Source organism: Dactylosporangium roseum (genome assembly GCF_025264685.1).
In the GTDB taxonomy this organism is placed as follows: domain Bacteria; phylum Actinomycetota; class Actinomycetes; order Mycobacteriales; family Micromonosporaceae; genus Dactylosporangium; species Dactylosporangium roseum.
This window is the reverse complement of record NZ_CP073721.1, coordinates 5,481,615-5,503,043: the sequence shown is the minus strand read 5'-3', so window position 1 is coordinate 5,503,043 and position 21,429 is coordinate 5,481,615. Positions and strand designations below refer to the sequence as shown.

The following is a 21,429-nucleotide window of genomic DNA, read 5'->3' as shown; positions in this document are numbered from 1 at the left end:
GGGAGATTTCGGCCCGGCGATCGCCCGCTTCGGGCGGTGCGGGATCGGGCCGTGAAGGCAACTTGTGATGCGCCTTACCTAAAGTGGGTTGCGCATGTACTATATGCCCCCAGACTCGGTCCGATGGCGGCGTCATCTGCGGAGACATGGAGGTACTGGCAAATGCTGGTCAGCGAGATTCCCGCTCTACGTGAGTACTGGTACAACATCGCCTACTCGTCGGACGTGACCAATAAGCCAGTCGGGGTGCGGCTCCTCGGAGACGACTACGTGGTGTGGCGTACGGCCGATGGGACAGTGTCGGGAGCGGTCGACGAGTGCCCGCACCGCTCGGCGCGGCTGTCCCAGGGTTGGGTGACCAACGGCCGCCTGACCTGCCCCTACCACGGCTGGCAGTTCGACGCTTCCGGCAAGTGCGTGGAGATTCCGAGCAACGACCCGGGTCTCCCGATCCCGCCCCTCGCCCGCACTCACCCGGTGCTGGTGGAGGAGCGCTACGGCCTGGTGTGGATGTGCGTGGGCATGCCGCGTACCTCGATCCCGGTGCTCCCCGAGGCCGGGGACGACTCCTACACCTTCATCCACGAGCTCATGCAGGTCTGGGACGCCTCGGCGCCACGCATCATCGACAACGCGCTGGATGTCAGCCACGTCTCCTGGGTGCACAAGGACTCGGTCGGTTCCTCGGCCAACCCCCGCCTGGAGGACGTCAAGGTGGTCCGCGACGGAGAGTCCGTGAGCTTCAGCGCGAGCTACACGGTCCGGATCGACGAGGTGATGCGGAAGAACACCGGGATCACCTCCGACTACAGCAAGCGCACCACCCGGGGCGAACTGGTCAACCCGCTGATGTTCCGCGGCGTCCTGGAGTACCACGACAACGGGCTGATCCACGTCCTGTACAAGACGGCCACCCCGATCGACGACCACACGACGCTGTTCTGTCAGTTCGTCGCCCGCAACGACAACCCCGACGAGGAGAAGCAGCAGTTGATCCGCGAACTGGACGGCCGCATCCAGAGCGAGGACCGGGAGCTGCTCCAGTCGGTTCGCGCCGACTTCCCGATCGAGGCCACGACCGAGATTCACGCCCCCTCGGACCGGATGACCATCCAGTACCGCCGGGTGCTGGCCGACCTGGCCGCCGAACACTCGATCGCCCGTCCGGACAACGCCTGGGCGCGTCCGCTGGCCAAGCCCCCGGCCGCCGCCAAGTCGTAGCCGAGCCGGCGCTCGTCCGAGCATCGGTCGGTTTCGTCCGTCCTCCGGGCTGGCGAACGCCCGCCATCCCGGACGGACCCTTCACCGCACAGTTGCTACACCAGCCCTGGGCCATCCGGCTCGATCACCGCCCCGGTCGGCCGACCGAACTACCACCGAACGGGCTCACGGAACGAGGACATCGTGATCAAGAGGACCCGCTTCATCCCGCTCGGGGTTGCCGTCGCCGTCCCGGCGCTGCTGTTGACGGCCTGTGCCAGCGACCCCCGAGCCGACGACAAGGGCTCGAAGGCCAAGGACTACAGCGCCTGCATGGTCACCGATATGGGTGGCATCGACGACCGGTCGTTCAACGCCGCGACGTGGGCCGGTCTCCAGGCCGTCGAGTCGAAGGGTGTCGACATCTCCTACGTGCAGTCGAAGTCGGAGTCCGACTACGCCCCGAACCTGTCGGCCCTCGTGTCGAAGGGCTGCGACCTGATCATCTCGGTGGGCAGCCAGCTCCTGACGGCCACCCAGGACGCCGCCAAGGCGCACCCGAACCAGAAGTTCGCGATCGTCGACGGGCCCGGCAACGGCACGAACCTGCGCGGGCTGCGCTTCAACACGGCACAGTCGAGCTTCCTGGCCGGATACCTCGCGGCCGGGTTTTCGACGACCGGCAAGGTGGCCACCTTCGGAGGCCAACAGTTCGACTCGGTGACCGAGCACATGGACGGCTACTGGCAGGGCGTCCAGTACTACAACAAGGTCAAGGGCACCGCCGTCCAGGTGCTCGGCTGGAACGAGCTGACCCAGCAGGGCAGCTTCACCGGCTCGTTCACCGACCAGACCAAGGGCCAGCAGGTCGCCACCAACTTCATCCAGCAGGGCGCCGACGTGATCTACTGCGTTGCCGGCGGCGCGAGCCTGGGAGCGCCCCCGGTGGCACAGACCACCAACGGCCGTGTCTCGATCATCTGGGTGGACAGCGACGGGTACACGACCGTCCCGCAGTACAAGGACGTCTTCCTCACCAGCGTGCCGAAGAACATCGGCGGCGCGGTCGAGGAGACCGTGCTCGCGGGGCTCGAGGGCAAGTTCCCCACCGAGGACTACATGGGCGTGCTGAAGAACAACGGCACTGGCCTGTCGCCCTTCCACAACTACGACTCCAAGGTCAACCAGAAGCTGCGAGACGAGATCGAGGACGCGAAGCGGAAGATCATCTCCGGCGAGATCGTCATCACCTCGCCTGGGCAGCCCAAGTAGCGACAACCGCAGTCTGCGGCATCGCTGACTCCCGCAGATCGGGAATCTCGATCTATTCCGCGATGAGGACGGACAGGACGCCCCGATGCAACTCGAGCTTCAAGGGATGACCAAGCGGTTCGGCGACGTCTACGCCAACCGCGACATCGACCTCACCCTCCGTTCGGGTGAGATCCACGCCCTCCTCGGGGAGAACGGGGCGGGGAAGTCCACCCTGATGAACGTGCTCTACGGGCTCTACCAACCCGACGGTGGGCAGATCCTGATCGACGGGGTGGAGCAACACTTCACGGGACCGCGTGACGCCATCGCGGCCGGGATCGGCATGGTGCATCAGCACTTCATGCTGATTCCAGTCTTCACCGTCGCTGAGAACGTGATCCTTGGCAGCGAGCCCACGCGGGGCCCGTTCGGCGCCCTGGCCCGGGCCCGGGCCAGGCAGCGCGTCAAGGATCTCTCGGAGCGGTACGGGCTGGCCGTCGACCCCGATGCGCTGGTCTCCGCCTTGCCGGTCGGCATCCGCCAGCGCGTCGAGATCCTGAAGGCGCTGGCCCGCGACGCACAGGTCCTGGTGCTGGACGAGCCGACGGCGGTGCTGACGCCCAGGGAGATCGACGACCTGATGGGCATCATGCAGTCGCTTCGTGCGGCGGACAAGGCGATCGTCTTCATCTCCCACAAGCTGCGCGAGGTCCGGGCCGTCGCCGACCGGGTAACCGTGATCCGGAACGGCTCCGTCGTCGGGGAGCTTCCGCCCGGCTCGGAGATCTCCGAGCTGGCGCGGATGATGGTCGGGCGACAGGTCGAACTCGCCGTGACCAAGGGGCCTGCGCGGGTCGGCGGTGAGGTCCTGGCGGTGCGGTCCCTGTCGGTGGAGGACGAGGACGGTCGGCTCGTGGTCGACGACGTCTCCTTCGAGGTGCGCGCCGGCGAGGTGCTGGCCCTCGCCGGCGTGCAGGGCAACGGTCAGGAGCACGTGGTCGAAGCCGTGATGGGGCTGTGCCAGCCGACCGCCGGGTCGGTGCGCCTGGCCGGGGTCGACCTGACTGGAGCAACGCCGCAGACGATGCTCCGGTCCGGGACCGGCTATGTACCCGAGGACCGCCATCTGGACGGCATCGTGGCGCCGTTCTCCGTGGCGGAGAACCTGATCCTCGATCTGCACCGCGATCCGCCGTTCCGCCGCGGCATCAACCTCCAGCCCTCCTCGATCAAGGCGAACGCGGTGCACCGGGTCGAGGAGTTCGACATCCGCACCCCCTCCATCGAGTCGCCGGTCGGCACCCTCTCCGGCGGCAACCAGCAGAAGGTGGTGATCGCCCGGCAGATGTCGCGCGAGCTGAAGCTGCTGATCGCCTCCCAGCCGACCCGCGGCGTGGACGTGGGCGGTGGCGAGTTCATCCACCGCCGCATCCTCGCGGCACGTGATGACGGTACCGCCGTCCTCCTCGTCTCGAGCGAGCTGGACGAGGTGCTCACCCTGGCCGATCGGATCGCCGTGATGTACCGCGGCCGGATCATCGGCGTCGTACCCGGCGGCGTCAGCCGCGAGGAGGTCGGCATGATGATGGCCGGCATTACCCCCGAGAGCGGTGTTGCGTCGTGACCATGGTCAAGGAAGGCGACAAGCCCGGCGGCGGGGCTCAGCCACCGGAGTCGGGCGCGGGTGCCCCGACGCCCGACAGGTCGTGGAGCCTGCGGCCGCGCTTCGACTTCGATAGCTGGATCGTGACCGGGGTGGCGATCGTCCTGGCACTGCTGCTGGGGGGCGTCCTCATCGCCTTCGGCGACGAGGCGGTACGAGAGGACGCGAAGTACTTCTTCGCCTCTCCCGGACGCTTCTTCTCCGACGCCTGGACGGCCGTGAGCGAGGCATACTCCGCGCTGTTCGCGGGAGCCGTCTACGACCCGCAGCCCGGGGGCGGCCTCAAGGAGGCCTTCAAACCACTCGCGTACACGATCTTCGCTGCGACGCCCCTGATCTGCGCCGGCCTCGGCATGGCCCTCGCGTTCCGGGTCGGCCTGTTCAACATCGGTGGTGAGGGCCAGGTCACGGTCGGCGCCTTCGCGGCCGGCTTCGTCGGATTCGCCGTCGATCTGCCCGTCCTCCTGCACCTGGTGGTCGCGATCGCAGCCGGAGTCGCCGCCGGCGGCTTGTGGGGCTTCATCGCCGGGTTCCTCAAGGCCAGGACCGGTGCCCACGAGGTCATCACGACCATCATGCTGAACTTCGTGGCGCTGCTCGGCGTGCAGATGCTGCTCCAACAGGACGGGATCCGCGACCCGCAGACGCCCCAGGTCTCCCGGGTCGTCGAGGAGAGCGCCCGACTGCCGCGGCTGGCGGGCGGTGGGCTCCCGATCGACCTGGGCATCATCCTGGCCCTGCTGGCCGCGATCCTGGTCTCCTGGCTGTTCTCCCGCACCGCGCTCGGATTCCGGCTCCGGATGGTGGGGGCCAACCAGGCCGCAGCCCGGACGGCCGGTGTCGGCGTCGGCCGCACGATGAGCGTGGCCATGCTGTTGTCAGGCGGCCTGGCCGGACTCGGTGGTATGACGCTGGCCCTCGGTGGCGCGACGTCCTACCAGGTGACTCCCGCCATCTCCTCGAACGTGGGCTTCGACGCCCTGACGGTTGCGCTCCTCGGCCGGTCGCGGGTCTGGCCGACCGTGGCCGCCGGCCTGCTGTTCGGCGCGCTGCGGGCGGGCAGCCGCACCATGCAGGCCCAAACCGGCGTGTCCATCGACCTGGTGACCGTCATCCAGGCCCTGATCGTGCTCTTCGTCGCCTCCCCGCTCCTGGTCCGCGCGATCGTTCGGCTGCGCAACCGGGGCAAGGCGACGGCGTCCAGCGGGATCAACCTCTCGCCCGCCCTGGTGACCGTGCGTCCCGCACGAGTGCCACGCCACATCGTCGCCGGCGCCATCCAGGTGTCCCTCGGCCTGCTGAGCATCGGCCTTCTCGCGTTCAGTGACCGGTCCGACGGCACGGTCCTGCTACAGACCGCGCTGCCCGGCGCGTTGTTCGACCCGGGCATCATCGAGATGACCGCCCAACCCTTGATCCTGGTGATGGCCGGACTGGCCGTGGTGGCGGGGGTCCTCCGCATCCTCGACGCCGTCTCAGGACGGTGGTGTGCGAGCCTGGCCATCTTCGGTCTGTTCGGCGCCTTCATGGCCTGGGCGGTCGCGGGGAACCCGAGCGGCCTGAACCTGGTCTCGTTGCTGCAGGGGACCATCTTCCCGGCCGCGATCCCCCTGGTCTTCGGCGCGATGGCCGGCATCATCGGGGAACGCTCCGGTGTGCTGAACATCGCCATCGAGGGGCAGTTGTTGCTCGGCGCCTTCTGTGCCGCCCTGGCGGCGTCCGTGGTGGCGAACCCCTGGGTCGGGGTGGCTGGGGGAGCCCTGGCGGGACTGGCGCTCGGCGCCATCTTGGCCACGCTGTCGATCCGCTACTTCGTCGACCAGGCGATCATCGGCGTGGTCCTCAACGTCCTGGCGCTCGGGTTGACCAGCTTCCTCTACAAGCAGTTGCTGGTCCCGAATCCCACGGAGTTCAACTCGCCGAGCAACTTCGAGCGGTGGAAGGTCCCGCTGCTGTCCGACCTCCCGCTGGTCGGCCCGGTGCTCGCCGAGGGGACGCTGTTCCTGTACGCGGCGTTCGCGCTGATCGCGGCGACCCACTTCGGTCTGTTCCACACGCGAGCCGGTCTGCGCCTGCGCGCGGTGGGCGAGCATCCTCGTGCGGCCGACACCCTCGGGATCAACGTGCAGCGCACCAGGTTCCGAGCGACCCTGCTGGGCGGACTGATCGCCGGAGTGGGCGGCTCGTTCCTGATCGTGGGCGCCGGTTCGGCGGTGACGTTCAGCGAGAACATGACTTCCGGGATGGGCTACATCGCCCTGGCCACCGTGATCTTCGGGCGCTGGACACCAAAGGGCGCGGTCCTGGCCGCCCTGCTGTTCGGGTTCGTCACCCAGTTGCAGAGCCTGCTCTCCCTGGCGGGTGCGCCGATCAACCCCAACATCCTGCTGATGGCGCCGTATGTCGCGACCCTGGTCGCCGTGGTCGCCTTCGTCGGTCACTCCCGCGCCCCGGCGGCCGACGGCCAGCCCTACAAGGTGGGCTAGCCGATGATACCAACGGAGGGACCCGTGAGACCCCGCCTCGGCGTGGTCGGCGGCCTGGCCCTGGACAACGTGATCATGGCGACGGGGGAGCGGTACGTCGGCAGGCCCAGCGGCAACTCGTTGTGGGCCTCGCTCGGCGGTTCCCTGTTCGGGAGTCGGTTCGGCATCGTCGCGCGCGCCGGCACGGACTTCCCGACCGGCGTGCTCGACCGGGTGGCGGCGTCCGGAGTGGACGTGTCCGGTGTCGCCTCGACCGGGGAGCCGCACGCCATCCGGATCGCCTATCTGCACACCTCCGACGGTCGACGGCTCCAGCCGGTCCCCGAACGGGTGTTGGCCGGCCTGCCCGAGGCCGAGCGGGCCGCCTTCACCGACAGCACGATCAGCGCCGGCGGTCGACGTGGTGCGGACCCGTCCTTCGACGACATCCCGCTCTCGTGGCGGACGTCGGTGGCCGGCTGGCACATCCCTCTGGTCTCCCTGGCCGCTCACCGTGAGCTCGCCCGCGGCCTCTCCGGGCTGCGCGGCCCGGTCGTGATCGCCGACTGCCCCAACCGGCACGAGATCACCGACCTCGAGACCGACATGGCGCCGACGCTGCCGTTGCTGGACGTCTTCCTCCCCAGCACGTCCGACCTGGAGATCTTCGACCCCCGGGCGGATCCGGTGCGGACGGCCCGCCGGCTCTCCTCCCTCGGCGACACCGAGATCGTCCTCAAGCGCGGCGCCGACGGGGTCCAGGTCTTCCGGTCCGGGTCCAAGGGCGTTGTGGTCCCGTCGCTGGCCGTCGACGTGGTCGACCCGACAGGAGCGGGCGATGCGTTCTGCGGCGCGTTCCTCGCGGCGTACGTCGAGACCAGAGACGCGGTGCACGCGGCGATGTACGGCGCGGTGGCCGCGTCCTTCGCGGTCGAGAGCGTCGACCCCCTCGACCTGTGCCGCATCTCGGTCCACGAGCGGGACGCCCGGCTCAGCCGGGTGGTCTCCTCGCTCGCATCCGCATGAATCCGTCCATCTCGAGCCACCTTGGAGCAGGAATGTTGAAGATCGGTGTCATCGGTAATGCCCAGCGCGCAGGCGAGAGCCTGCCCCCTGAGCAGCTCCAGGCGGCCGAGGCGGTGGGACGGGCGATCGCTGGGGCCGGTGCTGCGCTGATCGCGGGCGGAACCAGCGGGGTGATGGAGGCATCCGCTCGTGGTGCCAAGGAGGCGGGTGGCCTAACCGTCGGCTTTCTTCCCCAGGCCGACACCTCGCATGCCCACGCGTACTCAGACCTGTTGTTCCCCACCGGGATGGGCACGATGCGCAATGTCCTGACGGCCCGGTGCTCCGATGCCATCATTGCCGTGGGTGGTGGGGTCGGCACCTTGAACGAGATCACCCTGGCCTACGACTACGCCATCCCGATCGTGCTCCTCGCCGGCAGCGGAGGGTGGAGCGACCGGCTGCCCCCCGTCCTCGTCGATGCCAAGTTTCTCGACGAACGGCGCGTGGTCGCGATCACCGTGGCCACCTCTCCGGAAGAGGCCGTGAAGCAGGCCGTGACCCGCGGGCTGGAGCCTCGCTCGGGGCAGACCTCCTTGGTCGGGTGGGCCGGCCAGTAGGACGACCGCCGGCCCGGCGCCTCACAGGTCCAGCACGAGCCTCTCGGAGGAGCTCCGTCCGACGCAGATCATCATGGTGTCGCCAGCCTGCTGGGCGTCATCGCCGAGGATGAGGTCGTGGTGCTCGGGCGTACCCTCCAGCACCCTGGTCTCACATGCTCCGCAGTAGCCGCCCTCGCAGGAGTACGGGACCCCGGGCACCGACTCGCGGATGACCTCGAGCAGGCCGCGGTCGGCGGGAATCTGTAGCACCATTCCGGACCGGCGCAGCTCCACCTCGAACGACGTGCCCGGTGCCGCGGTCGGGTCCGCGGACTCGGCCGCGGGGGCCGAGAAGCGCTCGATCCGCACCTCGCGGGCCGGGTTGGCAGCCGCACCGGCTCTCTGGGCGGCGGCCAGCATCGCCTCAGGCCCGCAGCAGTAGACCACGATCCCGGGCGCGGCGGCGGCCAGCGCTCGGTCGAGGTCGAGGAGGCCGCACTCGTCCTGCGGGACCAGGTGGACCACGCCGCTTCCTGGCCCAGCGAGCTCGGCCAGCTCAGCACGGAACGGCATGTAGTCGCGCGACCGGGCTCCGTAGAACAGTTGCCAGGGGACGCCACGACGGACCGCCTCGCGGATCATCGGCACCATCGGGGTGATGCCGATGCCTCCGGCCACGAAGACGTATCCGGGGGCGTCGACCAAGGCGAAGTTGTTGCGCGGTCCGCGCACGTCGAGGCGCCGGCCGAGCAGCACGGTGTTGTGGATTTCCTCCGAGCCACCCCGGCTCCGCGGGTCGCGCAGCACTCCGATCCGGTAGGACCGGAGGTCGTCGGGATCGCCGCACAGCGAGTACTGGCGGATCAGTCCACTGGGCAGGATCACGTCGATGTGCGCTCCTGGCCGCCAGGCGGGAAGGTCGGCACCGTCCGGATCGGCCAGGCGCAGCGTCAGCGTCGAGGTTGCCTCCAGCGTGAGCTGTGTGACCAGGAGGGACCGGGTCCGGGAGGGGTCGTCAACCGATGTGGGGTTGGCAGGGGCGATGGTCATCGTCGTCGTCTCTCGGGTCGCAGAACGAATGCCTGTGCGGTGCGCCCCAGATAGGTTGCGCGTTTACTATCTTACCGATACCTTCAAGGCTCAGGCAACGATTCATGACGGCGCAGCACCTTCCCGGGCACTTCACGAACCCGGGAACGGCGATCGCGATCGTCACGGACGAGGGGCGAAGAGCGTGTGCCGGAGCCGCTTTTGTTTCGGCACGCCCCACTCGCGTTTCACGCTGTGTGCACGAGGTGGAGGACGAATGTCGGGCGTGAGTGTCGAGAGCGACGCGATATCGGTTGGCGCGCAATGCGACCTCGGCCGCGCGCCGCGTCGCGACAAAATGGCCCACGCCGGATGAGCCAGGTCGACCGGCCTCGCTCCTGGGCCGAGGCACTTGCGCTGCGGTCCGAGCACCCGGAGGCGCTCGTGATCGCCGGCGGCACCGACCTGATGGTGGCGGTGAACTTCGGCCGGGTGGCCCCCGAGCGGTTGCTGGACCTGACCGGGGTCCACGAGCTGGCCGTCGTCGACCACACGCCCGGATCCGTCCGCGTCGGAGCGGGGGTGACCTTCTCCCGCGTGACCGCCGAACTGCGTGCCGTGGTTCCAGGGCTGGCACTGGCCGCCCGCACCGTCGGCTCGCCCCAGATCCGCAACCGGGCGACCCTCGGGGGCAACCTGGCCACCGCCTCGCCGGCGGGGGACGGCCTGCCACCACTGGTCGCGGCGGGCGCACTGGTCGAGGTCGGCTCGGTGCGCGGCGAGCGAACGGTACCGATCACGGACTTCTTCGTCGGCCCCAAGCGGACGGTCCTGGCCGACGATGAGCTGATCCGGGGGGTCTCGATCCCGGCGGCGACCGGCCCCCAACAGTTCGCCAAGGTGGGCACCCGCAACGCGATGGTGATCGCCGTCTGCTCGTTCGCGCTCTGTCTCGACGTGGCCGGGCGGCGGGTGGGGACCGGGATAGGTTCCGCCGCCCCGACCCCGGTCCGGGCGCTCGCCGCCGAGGCCTTCCTCGAGGAGCGCCTGCTGCGCCGGTCCGGATGGGAGTCGCGCGCGGAGCTGGCGGACGACGACATCACCGCCTTCGGCCGGCTCGCTGCCGAGGAGACTCGCCCCATCGACGACCTGAGGGGCACCGCGACGTACCGCCGACACGCCATAGCCGTCCTGGCGCAGCGCACCCTGCGTTGGACCTGGGCCGAGTTCCGTAAGGGAGACCGATGAGGATCACGTTGGAGGTCAATGGCTCGACGCGGGCCGCTGACGATGTCCGGCTCGCGGAGAGCCTGCTGTTCGTCCTACGGGAGCGGCTCGGCCTGCCGGGATCCAAGAACGCCTGCGAGCAGGGGGAGTGCGGCTCATGCTCGGTCCTGCTCGACGACACCCTCGTCTGTGCGTGCCTCGTGGCCGCGGTGCAGGCACAGGGATGCCGGGTGACCACCGTGGAGGGACTCGCCGCGGGCGACCAGTTGAGCCCGGTCCAGCAGGCCTTCGTGGAGGCCGGCGCGGTCCAGTGCGGGTTCTGCACGTCGGGGTTCGTGATGTCCACCCACGACCTGCTGACGCGCACTCCCGACCCGGACGCGAGCCAGATCCGGGAGGCGCTGTCCGGCAACCTGTGCCGATGCACCGGCTACGAGCAGATCCTGGCCGCGGTCCGCTCCGCCGCCTCCGACCGGGCCGCGAGCCGAGGGTGCGCGAGATGACCAGCACCATCGGCGGTGCGCTCGACGTACCGCCTCTCGTGGCTGAGCCGGACGCCGGGCTGGGGCCGGGGTCCGGGATCGGGGCCGATGCCCTGCGTCCCGACGGGATCGCCAAGGTGACAGGGGGCTTCGCCTACTCCTCCGACCTGTCGCTCGATCACATGTTGTGGGGTGCGACGCTGCGCAGCCCACACCCGCGGGCCCGCATCGTGTCGATCGACGTGGGAGCGGCCCTCGCCGTGCCCGGCGTGTCCGCGGTGCTGACCCACGAGGACGTCCCGGGCCGCAAGACCTACGGGCTCGAGGTCGCCGACCAGCCGGTCCTCGCCGTCGCCGAGGTGCGCTTCGTCGGCGAGCCGGTGGCCATCGTGGCGGCCGACCACCCCGAGACGGCCCGCCGGGCCGCCGCGCTCATCGCGGTCGAGTACGACCCGATGCCCGCCGTTCTCGACGCGGTCGCGGCCATGGACCCGGACGCCGAGCTCGTCCACGAGCACCCGCCGACGGATCATCACGGCGAGGGCAACGTGCTGCGCCACATCGCCATCCGGCGGGGCACGGAAGCACCACCGAGCCACACCACCGTCACCACGGAGTACCAGGTCGGCATGCAGGATCAGGCATTCCTGGGGCCCGAGTCGGGCCTCGCCGTCCCGACACCCGAGGGCGGCGTCGAGCTGTTCGTGGCCACCCAGGCCCTGCATGTCGACCAGCAGCAGATCGCGGCGTCGCTGGCCCTCCTCCCGCAGATGGTCACCGTCCGGCTGGCCGGCGTCGGCGGCGCCTTCGGCGGCCGCGAGGACCTCTCGATGCAGATCCACGCCTGCCTGCTCGCCCGGTACACCGGCCGCCCGGTCAAGATGGTGTACTCCCGCGAGGAGTCGTTCCTGGGGCACGTGCACCGCCACCCCGCCCTGATGACGTTTGAGCACAGCGCCGACGCCGATGGCCGTCTCACCCGCGTCCGGGCCAAGATCGTCTTGGACGGCGGCGCCTACTCGTCGTGCTCCTCCGCGGTGGTGAGCAATGCGGCGAGCTTTGCGGTGGGCCCTTATGAATGCGACAACGTGTCCATTGACGCCTATGTCGTGTACACCAACAATCCACCATGTGGCGCAATGCGTGGATTCGGCTCGGTCCAGGCTTGTTTCGGATACGAGTCGCAAATGGACAAGCTGGCCGAGAAGCTGGGAATGGATCCGGTCGAGCTCCGGATCAAGAATGCGATGAAGACCGGCTCGAAAATGCCGACCGGCCAGGTGATCGATGGCCCGGTCCCGGTCGCCGAGTTACTGCGTATCGTGCGCGACCGGCCGCTGCCCGCGAGCCTGCCCGCCGACGTGCCCGACCAGTCGCTGCTTCCCGGCGGCTGGTCCAACACCACTCACGGCGAGGGTGTCCGCCGCGGGGTCGGCTACGCGGTCGGCTTCAAGAACAACTGCTACGCCGAGGGCGCCGACGACTACTCCACGGCGAAGGTGCGACTCAGCGTGGCCGACGGCGTCGTCGTCGCCGAGGTGTTCACCTCGGCGGTCGAGGTGGGCCAGGGTCTGGTCACGGTGCTACCGCAGATCATTCGCACCGAGCTCGGGGTGGAGCTCGTCTTCACCCACCCGGCGACCTCGCTCCTCGGCGAGGCCGGCTCAAGTTCGGCCTCCCGGCAGACCTACTGCACCGGAGGAGCGGTCAAGCTGGCCTGCGAGGCGGTCCGGGCCGAGCTGCTGGACCGGGCGGCGGCACGGCACCGGAGGGACCTCGACGGAGCCACGCTCGCGGAGGGATTCGTGACCGCCGCGGACGGTCGGCGGCTGGCCGCCCTCGCCGAGCTCCTCGAGGGTGAGGCCGTCGAGGCGACCCGCGAGTTCCACCACCGGCCCACCCAGCCACTGTCCAGGACGCTCGACGCCTACGGTCACACCGGCCAGGGCGACGCGCACGTCCAGTTCGCCTTCGCCGCTCACCGGGTCGTGGCCGACGTTGACGTCGAGCTGGGGCTGGTGCACCTTGTTGAGATCACCACGGCGCAGGACGTGGGCAAGGCACTCAACCCGCTGTCGGTGAAGGGGCAGATCCACGGCGGTACCGCACAGGGAGTGGGGCTTGCCCTGATGGAGGAGCTGCGCGTCGTGGACGGCCGGATCGCCAACGCCTCCTTCACCGACTACCTCATACCGACGATCCTGGATATTCCCCCCATGGATGTCGAGGTGCTCGAGCTCGCGGACCCGGCGGCGCCGTACGGCCTGCGCGGCGTAGGCGAGCCGCCGACCATCTCGTCCACGCCGGCGGTGGTGGCAGCGGTCCGGGACGCCACCGGGATGCCGCTGGTCCGGGTTCCGCTGCGGCCGGAGCACATCGTCGGTGGGTGAGCCGGAGACCACATCCTCAACGAAGTCCTCGAGCACCGCGGCGCGGGACGGGCGTGACCACCACGTCTCCACCTCAGCCGGCGACGTCGAACGACGAGGTCCCAGATGACTGCAGACATTCTCTCCCCGACCAGGCCGGCGACCAGCACTCCCACCATCCTCCACGAGGTGACGCGCTCGGAGGCGGCGTTGCGGAGGTTCCTCCACGGGCTGCCGGGCGTCGACCAGGTCGGCGCCGAGGCGCGGGCCGCGGGACTCGGGACCCGTTCGATCAAGACCAGCGCGAAGGAGTTCGCGCTGGATCTGGCGATCCGGATGGTCGACCTGACCACACTGGAGGGCCAGGACACGCCGGGGAAGGTACGGGCGCTGGCGTCGAAGGCGATGCGTCCCGACCCGGCCGACCCGACGTGCCCGGCCGCAGCCGCCGTCTGCGTCTACCCGGACATGGTCTCCGTCGCGCGGGAGACCCTGGGCGGCGGCGGCGGCGTCCACGTCGCGGCGGTCGCCACGGCGTTCCCGAGCGGGCGCGCCGCGCTGGACATCAAGCTCGCCGACACCCGGGACGCCGTCGAGGCCGGTGCCGACGAGATCGACATGGTCATCGACCGTGGCGCGTTCCTCTCCGGCCGCTACCAGCAGGTCTTCGACGAGATCGTGGCGGTCAAGCAGGCCTGCGCGCGCCCCGATGGACACAGCGCCCACCTCAAGGTCATCTTCGAGACCGGTGAGCTGCAGACCTACGACAACGTCCGCCGGGCAAGCTGGCTGGCGATGATGGCTGGCGGCGACTTCATCAAGACCTCGACCGGCAAGGTCCAGCCGGCGGCCACCCTGCCGGTCACCCTGGTCATGCTGGAGGCGGTCCGCGACTACCGGGAGATGACCGGTCAGATGGTCGGGGTCAAGCCGGCGGGCGGGATCCGCACGGCGAAGGACGCCATCAAGTACCTGGTGATGGTCAACGAGGTGGCCGGCCAGGACTGGCTAAACCCCGACTGGTTCCGCTTCGGCGCCTCCACGCTGCTCAACGACCTGCTGATGCAGCGCACCAAGATGAAGACCGGCCGCTACTCCGGTCCCGACTACTTCACGCTGGACTGATTGTGATGCCATCCCCCTTCGAGTACGCGCCGGCCCCCGAGTCCCGGAGCATCGTCGACATCAAGCCGTCCTACGGCCTGTTCATCGGCGGCGCCTTCGTCGACGGGCGCGGGAAGTCGTTCAAGACGATCAACCCGGCCACCGAGGAGGTGCTCGCCGAGGTCGCCGAGGCCGACGAGGTCGACGTCGACGCGGCGGTCAAGGCAGCCCGCCGGGCCTACGACAAGGTCTGGTCGCGGATGCCGGGCCGGGAGCGCGCCAAGTACCTCTACCGGATCGCCCGGATCATCCAGGAGCGCGGTCGCGAGCTCGCGGTGCTGGAGTCGATCGACAACGGCAAGCCGATCAAGGAGTCGCGCGACGTCGACGTCCCGACCGTGGCTGCCCACTTCTTCTACTACGCCGGCTGGGCCGACAAGCTCGAGTACGCCGGCCGCGGGCCGAACCCGCGGCCGCTGGGTGTCGCGGGCCAGGTCATCCCGTGGAACTTCCCGCTGCTGATGCTGGCCTGGAAGATCGCCCCGGCGCTGGCCTGCGGCAACACCGTGGTGCTCAAGCCCGCGGAGACCACACCGCTGACCGCGCTGCTGTTCGCCGGGATCTGCCAGCAGGCCGACCTCCCGCCGGGAGTCGTCAACATCGTCACCGGAGCGGGTGGCACCGGCCAGGCGCTGGTCGGTCACCCGGGCATCGACAAGGTCGCGTTCACCGGCTCGACCGAGGTCGGCAAGGCGATCGCCCGCACGGTGGCGGGCACCGACAAGAAGGTCACCCTCGAGCTCGGTGGCAAGGCGGCGAACATCGTCTTCGACGACGCGCCGCTCGACCAGGCCGTCGAGGGCATCGTGACCGGCATCTTCTTCAACCAGGGCCACGTCTGCTGCGCCGGCTCCCGGCTGCTGGTCCAGGAGTCGATCGCCGAGGAACTGCTCGGCAAGCTCAAGCGCCGGATGTCCACCCTGCGGGTCGGCGACCCGCTGGACAAGAACACCGACATCGGCGCGATCAACTCGGCCGAGCAGTTGGCCCGGATCCGCGAGCTCTCCGACATCGGGGAGGCCGAGGGCGCCGGCCGCTGGTCGCCGGAGTGCGAGGTGCCCCAGCACGGCTTCTGGTTCCCGCCGACGCTGTTCACCGGCGTCTCCCAGGCTCACCGGATCGCGCGGGAGGAGATCTTCGGCCCGGTCCTGTCCGTGCTGACCTTCCGCACCCCGTCCGAGGCGGTAGAGAAGGCCAACAACACCCCGTACGGCCTCTCCGCCGGGGTCTGGACCGAGAAGGGCTCGCGGATCCTCAAGGTCGCCAGCGAGCTGCGGGCCGGCGTTGTCTGGGCCAACACGTTCAACAAGTTCGACCCCACCAGTCCCTTCGGCGGCTACCAGGAGTCGGGCTACGGCCGTGAGGGCGGCCGCCACGGTCTGGAGGCATACCTCAAGTGAGCCCTACCAACAGCAGGATCGACGTCCGCAAGACCTACAAGCTCTACATCGGCGGCGCGTTCCCGCGTTCGGAATCCGGTCACTCCTACGAGGTGAGCGACGCGAAGGGGAAGTTCGTGGCCAATGCCGCCCTGGCCTCCCGCAAGGACGCTCGCGACGCCGTTGCCGCCGCCCGCAAGGCGTTCCCCGGCTGGGCGGGGCGCACGGCGTACAACCGCGCCCAGATCCTGTACCGCGTCGCCGAGGTCATGGAGGACCGCCGCCCGCAGTTCGTGCAGGCGGTGGGCCAGGCGGAGGGGCTGTCCGCGGCGAAGGCGGAGAAGATCGTCGACGAGGCGATCGACCGCCTGGTCTGGTACGCCGGGTGGGCCGACAAGGTCACCCAGGTGATCGGCAACGCCAACCCGGTCGCCGGCCCGTTCTTCAACCTCTCCACGCCCGAGCCGACCGGTGTGGTCGCCGTGCTCGCGCCGCAGGAGTCCTCCCTGCTCGGCCTGGTCAGCGTGGTCGCGCCGGTGATCGTCACCGGTAACACCGTCGTGGTCGTGTCGTCCTACGACCGCCCGCTCCCGGCCGTGACGTTCTCCGAGGTGCTGGCCACCTCGGACGTGCCCGGCGGCGTGCTCAACATCCTCACCGGCTCGGCCGCCACGATCGGCCCCTGGCTGGCCTCCCACATGGACGTCAACGCCATCGACCTGACCGGCCTCGCCGGCGACGCCGGGCTGGCCACCGATCTCGAGGTCGCGTCGGCCGACAACCTCAAGCGGGTACGACGCGCGCCGGCGACCGAGCCGGACTGGGCCCTGGACCCGGGTCTCGAGGCGATGACCGCGTTCCTCGAGACCAAGACGGTCTGGCACCCCATCGGCGTCTGACGCCCGACGGCGCGCGAACCTGAAGGACCAGGTGACTCCGAGGGCGCGCGTGACGCGTCTGCCCAGGTGCCGAGTTCGGTTCGCGCGAGCACCGGCGCCTCTTCCCGGTAACCCACTCGACGTCCCGAGCCTGGGTCCCGGTCGCCCGGCCGCCGCCACCCAGGCCGGTACGGCGCCCCGCTGCCGCGGACCAACGGCCGCATCCACCGCTGACTCGCCCCCGCGCGCCAGACGCCGCCGTACTGTTCGACAACCAACGGAGATGATTACCATCACCACAGTCAATGCTGCCCTCGCCGACTTCAACACCAGCCCGCCGGCGGAGGCGGAGCGGGACCTGCGCGCCTGCTGCGCCGTACCGGCCTGGGCGGCGGAGCTGGCCGCCGGGCGGCCATATCCCGACGTCGCCGCGCTGCTCGCCGTGGCCGACACCGCGCTGCGGCGGCTGACCTGGGCGGACATCGCGCGGGCACTGGCCGACCATCCGCGCATCGGTGAGCGCCCGGACGGCGCCGACCGGTCGTCGGCGTGGTCGCGTCGGGAGCAGGCCGGCGTCGCCGGCGACACCGCCACCCGGGCCGCGCTTGCCGCCGCGAATCTGGAGTACGAGCGGCGCTTCGGTCACCTCTTCCTGATCTTCGCGAGCGGCCGCGGCGAGGCGGAGCTGCTCGCCGCGGCCCGCCAGCGGTTGACCCACGACGACGAGACCGAGCGGCGTGTGGTCCACGAGGAGCTGCGCCGCATCGCCCTGCTCCGGCTCGAGAGGCTGGTCGGATGAGTGTCGAGTTCGCCCGGATCTCCACGCATGTCCTGGACACCGTGCGCGGCGAGCCGGCCCGGGACGTCTACGTCCGGCTGGACCGCCGGGACGCCGGCGGGTGGGCTCCGATCGCCGAGGGGCGTACCGACGCCGACGGGCGGCTGCGCGAGTGGGTGCCGGCGGGCGATTGGCGGGCGGGCGGCTACCGGCTCGTCTTCTTCGTCGAGCCGTACTTCGGCGGCGAGGCGTTCTTCCCGGAGATCACGATCGCCTTCCAGATCCGGGACCCGCACCGGCACCACCACGTGCCGCTGCTGCTCAGCCCGTACGGCTACACCACCTACCGGGGCAGCTAGGGAGCCAGGGGAGGCGAGTGCGCGCTTCAGCCGCGAGTCGCGCGCTACGGACGGTCAGGGCCCAGATCTCCTCGGCCGGTGCACGCTCGTGCCGAGATGCCCGAAAATCGCCCGGCGGCAAGGCGGCCACCTCTGACCGGCTGGGGCCGACGGCGAAGGGCCGTGCGAGGTCCGGGTTCAACAGTCGAAGACCGACCAGCAGATGTCGTTGCGCAGTCTCTGATCGTCAAGTACGAGCTCGCGGATAGCCTCCGGGAGCTGGTCGCGCTGCCACTGGCGCTCCATGCGCGCTGCGGTTGCGCTCAGGCCTTGCGGTGCCGCGGCACTTGCGGCCTTGATCGCGTAGGCGGCGGCGCCGAGTTCGTGCGCGGCGACGTGCGCGACGACCGCGGCCTGGCCGGCGGCGTACGCGGCATGCCGTGCCGCCCCACGCAGGTCTCTGGCTGCTCCCATCGCATGACCGCCCGCCGCGCGGGTCTGCGTCATCGTGACCTCGCCACGCACCCAGGCCCGGGCATGCTCGATGGCGTGGCGCGGTCGCGGGTCCCCGGGCTGGGCCGACTCGAAGAGGCCAAGGACGTGCTCTGCACACGAGGCAGCCCATAGAGCCAGGAGACGGTGGTCGGTATCGGTGAGCGTCCCGCCACGGCGGATCGTCACGAAGCGAGGGTCCCGGACCTTCGGGAGGATCACGACTCGCACTCCCTTCTGCGCGGGTCGGATGGGTTCAGCGCGGTGTGTCCTGGCGACCGGTCAGCCGGCTGCCGCAGGCAATGGTCGAGGGTGCTCATGAGCTGGGCGACACGATTGCTGCCGCTGGTCGCGGGCGGGTAGCGGCTGAGCACGTCGACCAGCACCGGTGTCGCATGCTGCCGCGACCGTTCCAGCAGGGCATTCCCGATCGCGGGGTCACCGCCCGCCTCGATCTCCCCGATGCGCGCAGCGCTCGCGGCGGCTCGCAGGATGTGGCCGACCTGGCTGGCCTTGGCAATGGGGTGCAGGTATGCGGCCGCTGCGGCGTCACCGGCGGATCGTGCGGCCAGTCGCACAGCCTCGGAGGGTGCGGACCGGGCGGCGCGATGAGCGTCAAGGGAACTGACGCGCTGCAATTTTGTCCTCTTGGCGCCGTTGACGAACGCCCAGGCCGCGTCGATCGCCGCACGGGGGCGGAGATCATCGGGGATGGCCTGCTCGAAGACCGGCAGGACGTCCTCGGCGTGCTGGACCACGTAACGTGCCACGACGCGCAGCTCGTCCATCGTCAGGTCGAAGCCTCCGGACAAGGTGTGCATGCTCTGCGCCATGTCTCTGAATCGTATCCTTGAACGCTCGGTTGAGGCTTTGCGCCTGACCACAGCTTGCCATGTGGCGGCAACCTTCAATCGCCGGTCACCTGGCGCCGAGGGTGTGCCGGACGAAGAGCAGCCGGTGGTCGAGGTCGGCGTCGGCCCAGCGCGGCGCGAGGGCCTCGCCCTCGCGCATGCCGGTGGCGATGAGCAGTTGGAAGAGGCCGGTGAGCGAGGCGCCGACAGTCCGGCAGCGCCGCAGGAATGCCGCGGCCTCGGCGGCGGTCCGGCAGGTCCGCTCGCCCCTCCAGGTGGTCGCGCGGGCGGGGGCTGGTCGCCCCTCACGGTCCGCGTGATGTCTCTGTACCAATTTGGGACTAGCGCCGACAGGTTTGCTGTGGAAACCTATTGGCATGACCACTGACCCGATCCCCGCCGACGGGGATCCCCGCCGACTGCTGTCTTACGTTCGCTCCCTGGGGCACCGGGTGCGTCTCGACCAACGGATGACCTGGGTTGCGCTGCTGGTGCTAGCCGTGGTGACGCTCGTCGGGATCCCGTTCGACTGGCTCGGTATGACGGTGCACTGCCGCCAGGACAACGGCTGCGAATTCGCGCGACGGGGCGTGCTGTACTACTGGCCACCGGCGCTCCTGCTCGCCTACACGGCGATTGCCGTCTCCTACGTGCGGGCTGCCCGGGCGCGGGGGCTGGGTGCCCGGGTGTTGCCGTACGCGATCGCCGGCGCCGCGACGACCGTCGTGTTCACCGCCGCGTGGGTGGCCGCGGCCCTGTATCTTCCGAGCCACCCGGAATCGATGCAGCGGCTCTCGTACTGGGGGTTGGTACTGGACCGGCTGGTCTCACCCTGGAGCATGATCGGCATCGCGCTGTTGGTGCTGGCCCGGCTGGAGCGCAACATCAGGCTGCTGCTGTTCACCCTCGTCTACCTGGCAGCGGTGCTGCTGGTACTGCCGATGAACGAGGGCTGGGGACCGGCGGGCTGGGGACTACAGGCCCGATTCGCGGTACCGCAAGTCATCAGCGGCGCGGTGCTGCTGCTCGGCGCGGTCGGGTTCTTCGGAGCGGCCCGCAGGCGGCAGCGGTGACGGCCGCGACCGGCACCCCGGACCCGGATGCCGGGCACCCGGTCACCGGGCTGGACGAGGTGGTGCACCAGCGGGCACGGCTCGGCATCCTGACCATCGCGCATGAGGCACGCCGAGTCGAATTCGGCTACCTGCGCACCCAACTCGAGCTGACCGCCGGCAACCTCTCCAAGCACCTCAGCGTGCTGGAAGCGGCCGGCCTGATCGAGGTCGAGAAGGGCTACGAGGGCCGGCGCGGCCGCACCTGGATCACCCTCACCGCCACCGGCAACGCCGCGCTCACCGAAGAGATCGTGCGACTCAAGCAGCTCATCGCCCGCGTCGAGACGGCCAACGGGCAGTAGCGACACCAACGACCGGCACCCGACAACCAAGGCCGCGAAGTTCAGCCCAACGGCCTCTTGCCAACCCGGACCAGGCTGACAATTCGGGCACTGGCCTCGGAGGTGTCGCCGCTGACGGCCCCGGCCGGCACGCGTTCCCGCGCAATCCCGCCGCCAGGCCGGGCGACTCCATGATCATGGGAAAGATCCGGCTATCGGGGAGCCTGTTGTTTTTTCGAGGGTGACGTTTTCTGTGGTGTGTCAGCGGCATGTGCGTGGTGTGTTGTGTGGGTGTGTGCCGCTGCTCCCCGGGTCCTGGGTCCCGGGTCCTGGGGTGGGGTGGGGTGTCAGGCTGCTGTGGTTGCCGGGTTGTTGGGGCGGTTGTGGGTGGTCAGGCGGTTGTGGGTGGTCAGGCGGTTGGTGGTGATGCCGAGGGTGTTGAGCCGGAGCAGGTTGGTGACGGTGGCGGCGAAGCGGAGTTCGCTGCGGACGGCGTTGAGGCCGCGGCGGGCGAAGCGGCGTAGTCCACGGCCGTCTTTGAGCCAGCTGTTGGGGGCTTCGGCGAGGGGGCTTCGGCGTTTGTAGAGCTGGTGGCCGTGTGGTGTGCGGAGTTGGTGGTTCATGGCTTGGCGGGGGGTGGCGTCGGGGGCGGGTCGCCGGTGGCTGGTTGGTTGGTGGCGGCTTTGGCCAGGTCGTGGCGGTTTTGGCTGGGGATGAGCCGGTCGGGGCCGGGGGTGGTGAGGTTGTGTTCGCTGTCGTAGCCGGCGTCGGCGAGGGCGGTGCCGACGGTCAGGTCGTCGCGGCCGGTGTGTTCGGTCAGGTGCTGGGCCAGGTCGGTGACAGCGGTCATGGTGGGT

General features: G+C 69.8%; 22 protein-coding genes. 16 read left to right on the top strand and 6 right to left on the bottom strand.

Annotated elements, in window-relative coordinates; translation table 11 throughout:
- Window positions 1-162 precede the first annotated feature (162 nt).
- The 6 genes from Drose_RS25735 (at window position 163) to Drose_RS25710 (ending at window position 8,207) form a co-directional block, all read left to right on the top strand.
- The gene (locus Drose_RS25735) at window positions 163-1,221 is read left to right on the top strand and encodes an aromatic ring-hydroxylating oxygenase subunit alpha (protein WP_260723889.1); all 1,059 of its coding nucleotides are present in this window, start codon (window positions 163-165) and stop codon (window positions 1,219-1,221) included.
- A 183-nt stretch (window positions 1,222-1,404) separates the two neighbouring features.
- Entirely contained in the window at window positions 1,405-2,472 is a 1,068-nt protein-coding gene (locus Drose_RS25730; protein ID WP_260723888.1) for a BMP family lipoprotein, read from the top strand.
- 85 nt (window positions 2,473-2,557) lie between these two features.
- Window positions 2,558-4,078, top strand: a complete 1,521-nt coding sequence (locus tag Drose_RS25725) for an ABC transporter ATP-binding protein (protein ID WP_260723887.1) — start codon at window positions 2,558-2,560, stop codon at window positions 4,076-4,078.
- A gap of 2 nt (window positions 4,079-4,080) precedes the next feature.
- Complete coding sequence (locus Drose_RS25720; RefSeq protein WP_260729804.1) at window positions 4,081-6,603, top strand: ABC transporter permease subunit; 2,523 nt, start codon at window positions 4,081-4,083, stop codon at window positions 6,601-6,603.
- Window positions 6,604-6,627: 24 nt separating this feature from the next.
- On the top strand, window positions 6,628-7,608 hold the full coding sequence (locus tag Drose_RS25715) for a carbohydrate kinase family protein (RefSeq protein ID WP_260723886.1): 981 nt from the start codon (window positions 6,628-6,630) through the stop codon (window positions 7,606-7,608).
- A gap of 32 nt (window positions 7,609-7,640) precedes the next feature.
- Complete coding sequence (locus Drose_RS25710) at window positions 7,641-8,207, top strand: TIGR00725 family protein (RefSeq protein ID WP_260723885.1); 567 nt, start codon at window positions 7,641-7,643, stop codon at window positions 8,205-8,207.
- A 21-nt stretch (window positions 8,208-8,228) separates the two neighbouring features.
- Here the strand turns inward: Drose_RS25710 and Drose_RS25705 are convergent, their stop codons facing one another.
- Entirely contained in the window at window positions 8,229-9,239 is a 1,011-nt protein-coding gene (locus tag Drose_RS25705; protein ID WP_260723884.1) for a PDR/VanB family oxidoreductase, read from the bottom strand.
- A 351-nt stretch (window positions 9,240-9,590) separates the two neighbouring features.
- On the opposite strand from Drose_RS25705, the gene Drose_RS25700 reads away from it, so the two are divergent.
- The 8 genes from Drose_RS25700 (at window position 9,591) to uraH (ending at window position 17,854) form a co-directional block, all read left to right on the top strand.
- On the top strand, window positions 9,591-10,466 hold the full coding sequence (locus tag Drose_RS25700) for an FAD binding domain-containing protein (protein WP_260723883.1): 876 nt from the start codon (window positions 9,591-9,593) through the stop codon (window positions 10,464-10,466).
- The gene (locus Drose_RS25695) at window positions 10,463-10,948 is read left to right on the top strand and encodes a (2Fe-2S)-binding protein (RefSeq protein WP_260723882.1); all 486 of its coding nucleotides are present in this window, start codon (window positions 10,463-10,465) and stop codon (window positions 10,946-10,948) included. The genes Drose_RS25700 and Drose_RS25695 overlap by 4 nt, the downstream gene beginning before the upstream one ends.
- A complete protein-coding gene (pucD, locus tag Drose_RS25690) occupies window positions 10,945-13,317 on the top strand; it encodes a xanthine dehydrogenase subunit D (protein ID WP_260723881.1) in 2,373 nt (790 codons plus the stop codon). The genes Drose_RS25695 and pucD overlap by 4 nt, the downstream gene beginning before the upstream one ends.
- 105 nt (window positions 13,318-13,422) lie before the next feature.
- A complete protein-coding gene (gene deoC, locus Drose_RS25685; protein WP_260723880.1) occupies window positions 13,423-14,421 on the top strand; it encodes a deoxyribose-phosphate aldolase in 999 nt (332 codons plus the stop codon).
- Between the two features lie 5 nt (window positions 14,422-14,426).
- Window positions 14,427-15,860, top strand: a complete 1,434-nt coding sequence (locus Drose_RS25680) for an aldehyde dehydrogenase family protein (protein WP_260723879.1) — start codon at window positions 14,427-14,429, stop codon at window positions 15,858-15,860.
- On the top strand, window positions 15,857-16,738 hold the full coding sequence (locus tag Drose_RS25675) for an aldehyde dehydrogenase family protein (RefSeq protein ID WP_260723878.1): 882 nt from the start codon (window positions 15,857-15,859) through the stop codon (window positions 16,736-16,738). The genes Drose_RS25680 and Drose_RS25675 overlap by 4 nt, the downstream gene beginning before the upstream one ends.
- A gap of 262 nt (window positions 16,739-17,000) precedes the next feature.
- Window positions 17,001-17,516 (top strand): 2-oxo-4-hydroxy-4-carboxy-5-ureidoimidazoline decarboxylase, encoded by a 516-nt coding sequence (gene uraD, locus Drose_RS25670; RefSeq protein WP_260723877.1) that lies wholly within the window; start codon window positions 17,001-17,003, stop codon window positions 17,514-17,516.
- Window positions 17,513-17,854, top strand: coding sequence for a hydroxyisourate hydrolase (gene uraH, locus Drose_RS25665; RefSeq protein ID WP_260723876.1), 342 nt, complete (start codon window positions 17,513-17,515; stop codon window positions 17,852-17,854). Before uraD ends, uraH begins: the two co-directional genes overlap by 4 nt.
- Window positions 17,855-18,031: 177 nt before the next feature.
- On the opposite strand, the gene Drose_RS25660 is transcribed toward uraH, so the two are convergent.
- The 3 genes from Drose_RS25660 to Drose_RS25650 all read right to left on the bottom strand — a co-directional run bounded on the left by Drose_RS25660 (window position 18,032) and on the right by Drose_RS25650 (window position 19,510).
- Window positions 18,032-18,547 carry a putative immunity protein gene (locus tag Drose_RS25660; RefSeq protein WP_260723875.1) on the bottom strand — a complete coding sequence of 172 codons (516 nt, stop codon included), beginning with the start codon at window positions 18,545-18,547 and terminating at the stop codon, window positions 18,032-18,034.
- Window positions 18,544-19,158 carry a putative immunity protein gene (locus Drose_RS25655; RefSeq protein WP_260723874.1) on the bottom strand — a complete coding sequence of 205 codons (615 nt, stop codon included), beginning with the start codon at window positions 19,156-19,158 and terminating at the stop codon, window positions 18,544-18,546. Before Drose_RS25655 ends, Drose_RS25660 begins: the two co-directional genes overlap by 4 nt.
- Before the next feature lie 85 nt (window positions 19,159-19,243).
- The gene (locus Drose_RS25650; protein ID WP_260723873.1) at window positions 19,244-19,510 is read right to left on the bottom strand and encodes a site-specific integrase; all 267 of its coding nucleotides are present in this window, start codon (window positions 19,508-19,510) and stop codon (window positions 19,244-19,246) included.
- A gap of 43 nt (window positions 19,511-19,553) precedes the next feature.
- Between Drose_RS25650 and Drose_RS25645 the strand changes: the two genes are divergently transcribed.
- A complete protein-coding gene (locus Drose_RS25645) occupies window positions 19,554-20,249 on the top strand; it encodes a hypothetical protein (protein ID WP_260723872.1) in 696 nt (231 codons plus the stop codon).
- Window positions 20,246-20,593 (top strand): transcriptional regulator, encoded by a 348-nt coding sequence (locus Drose_RS25640; RefSeq protein WP_260723871.1) that lies wholly within the window; start codon window positions 20,246-20,248, stop codon window positions 20,591-20,593. The genes Drose_RS25645 and Drose_RS25640 overlap by 4 nt, the downstream gene beginning before the upstream one ends.
- Window positions 20,594-20,919: 326 nt before the next feature.
- Here Drose_RS25640 and Drose_RS25635 read toward each other — a convergent pair whose 3' ends face one another.
- Together Drose_RS25635 and Drose_RS25630 are read right to left on the bottom strand one after the other, a co-directional pair.
- Entirely contained in the window at window positions 20,920-21,195 is a 276-nt protein-coding gene (locus Drose_RS25635) for a transposase (protein WP_260723870.1), read from the bottom strand.
- Window positions 21,192-21,422 (bottom strand): hypothetical protein, encoded by a 231-nt coding sequence (locus tag Drose_RS25630; RefSeq protein WP_260723869.1) that lies wholly within the window; start codon window positions 21,420-21,422, stop codon window positions 21,192-21,194. The genes Drose_RS25635 and Drose_RS25630 overlap by 4 nt, the downstream gene beginning before the upstream one ends.
- Window positions 21,423-21,429 lie beyond the last annotated feature (7 nt).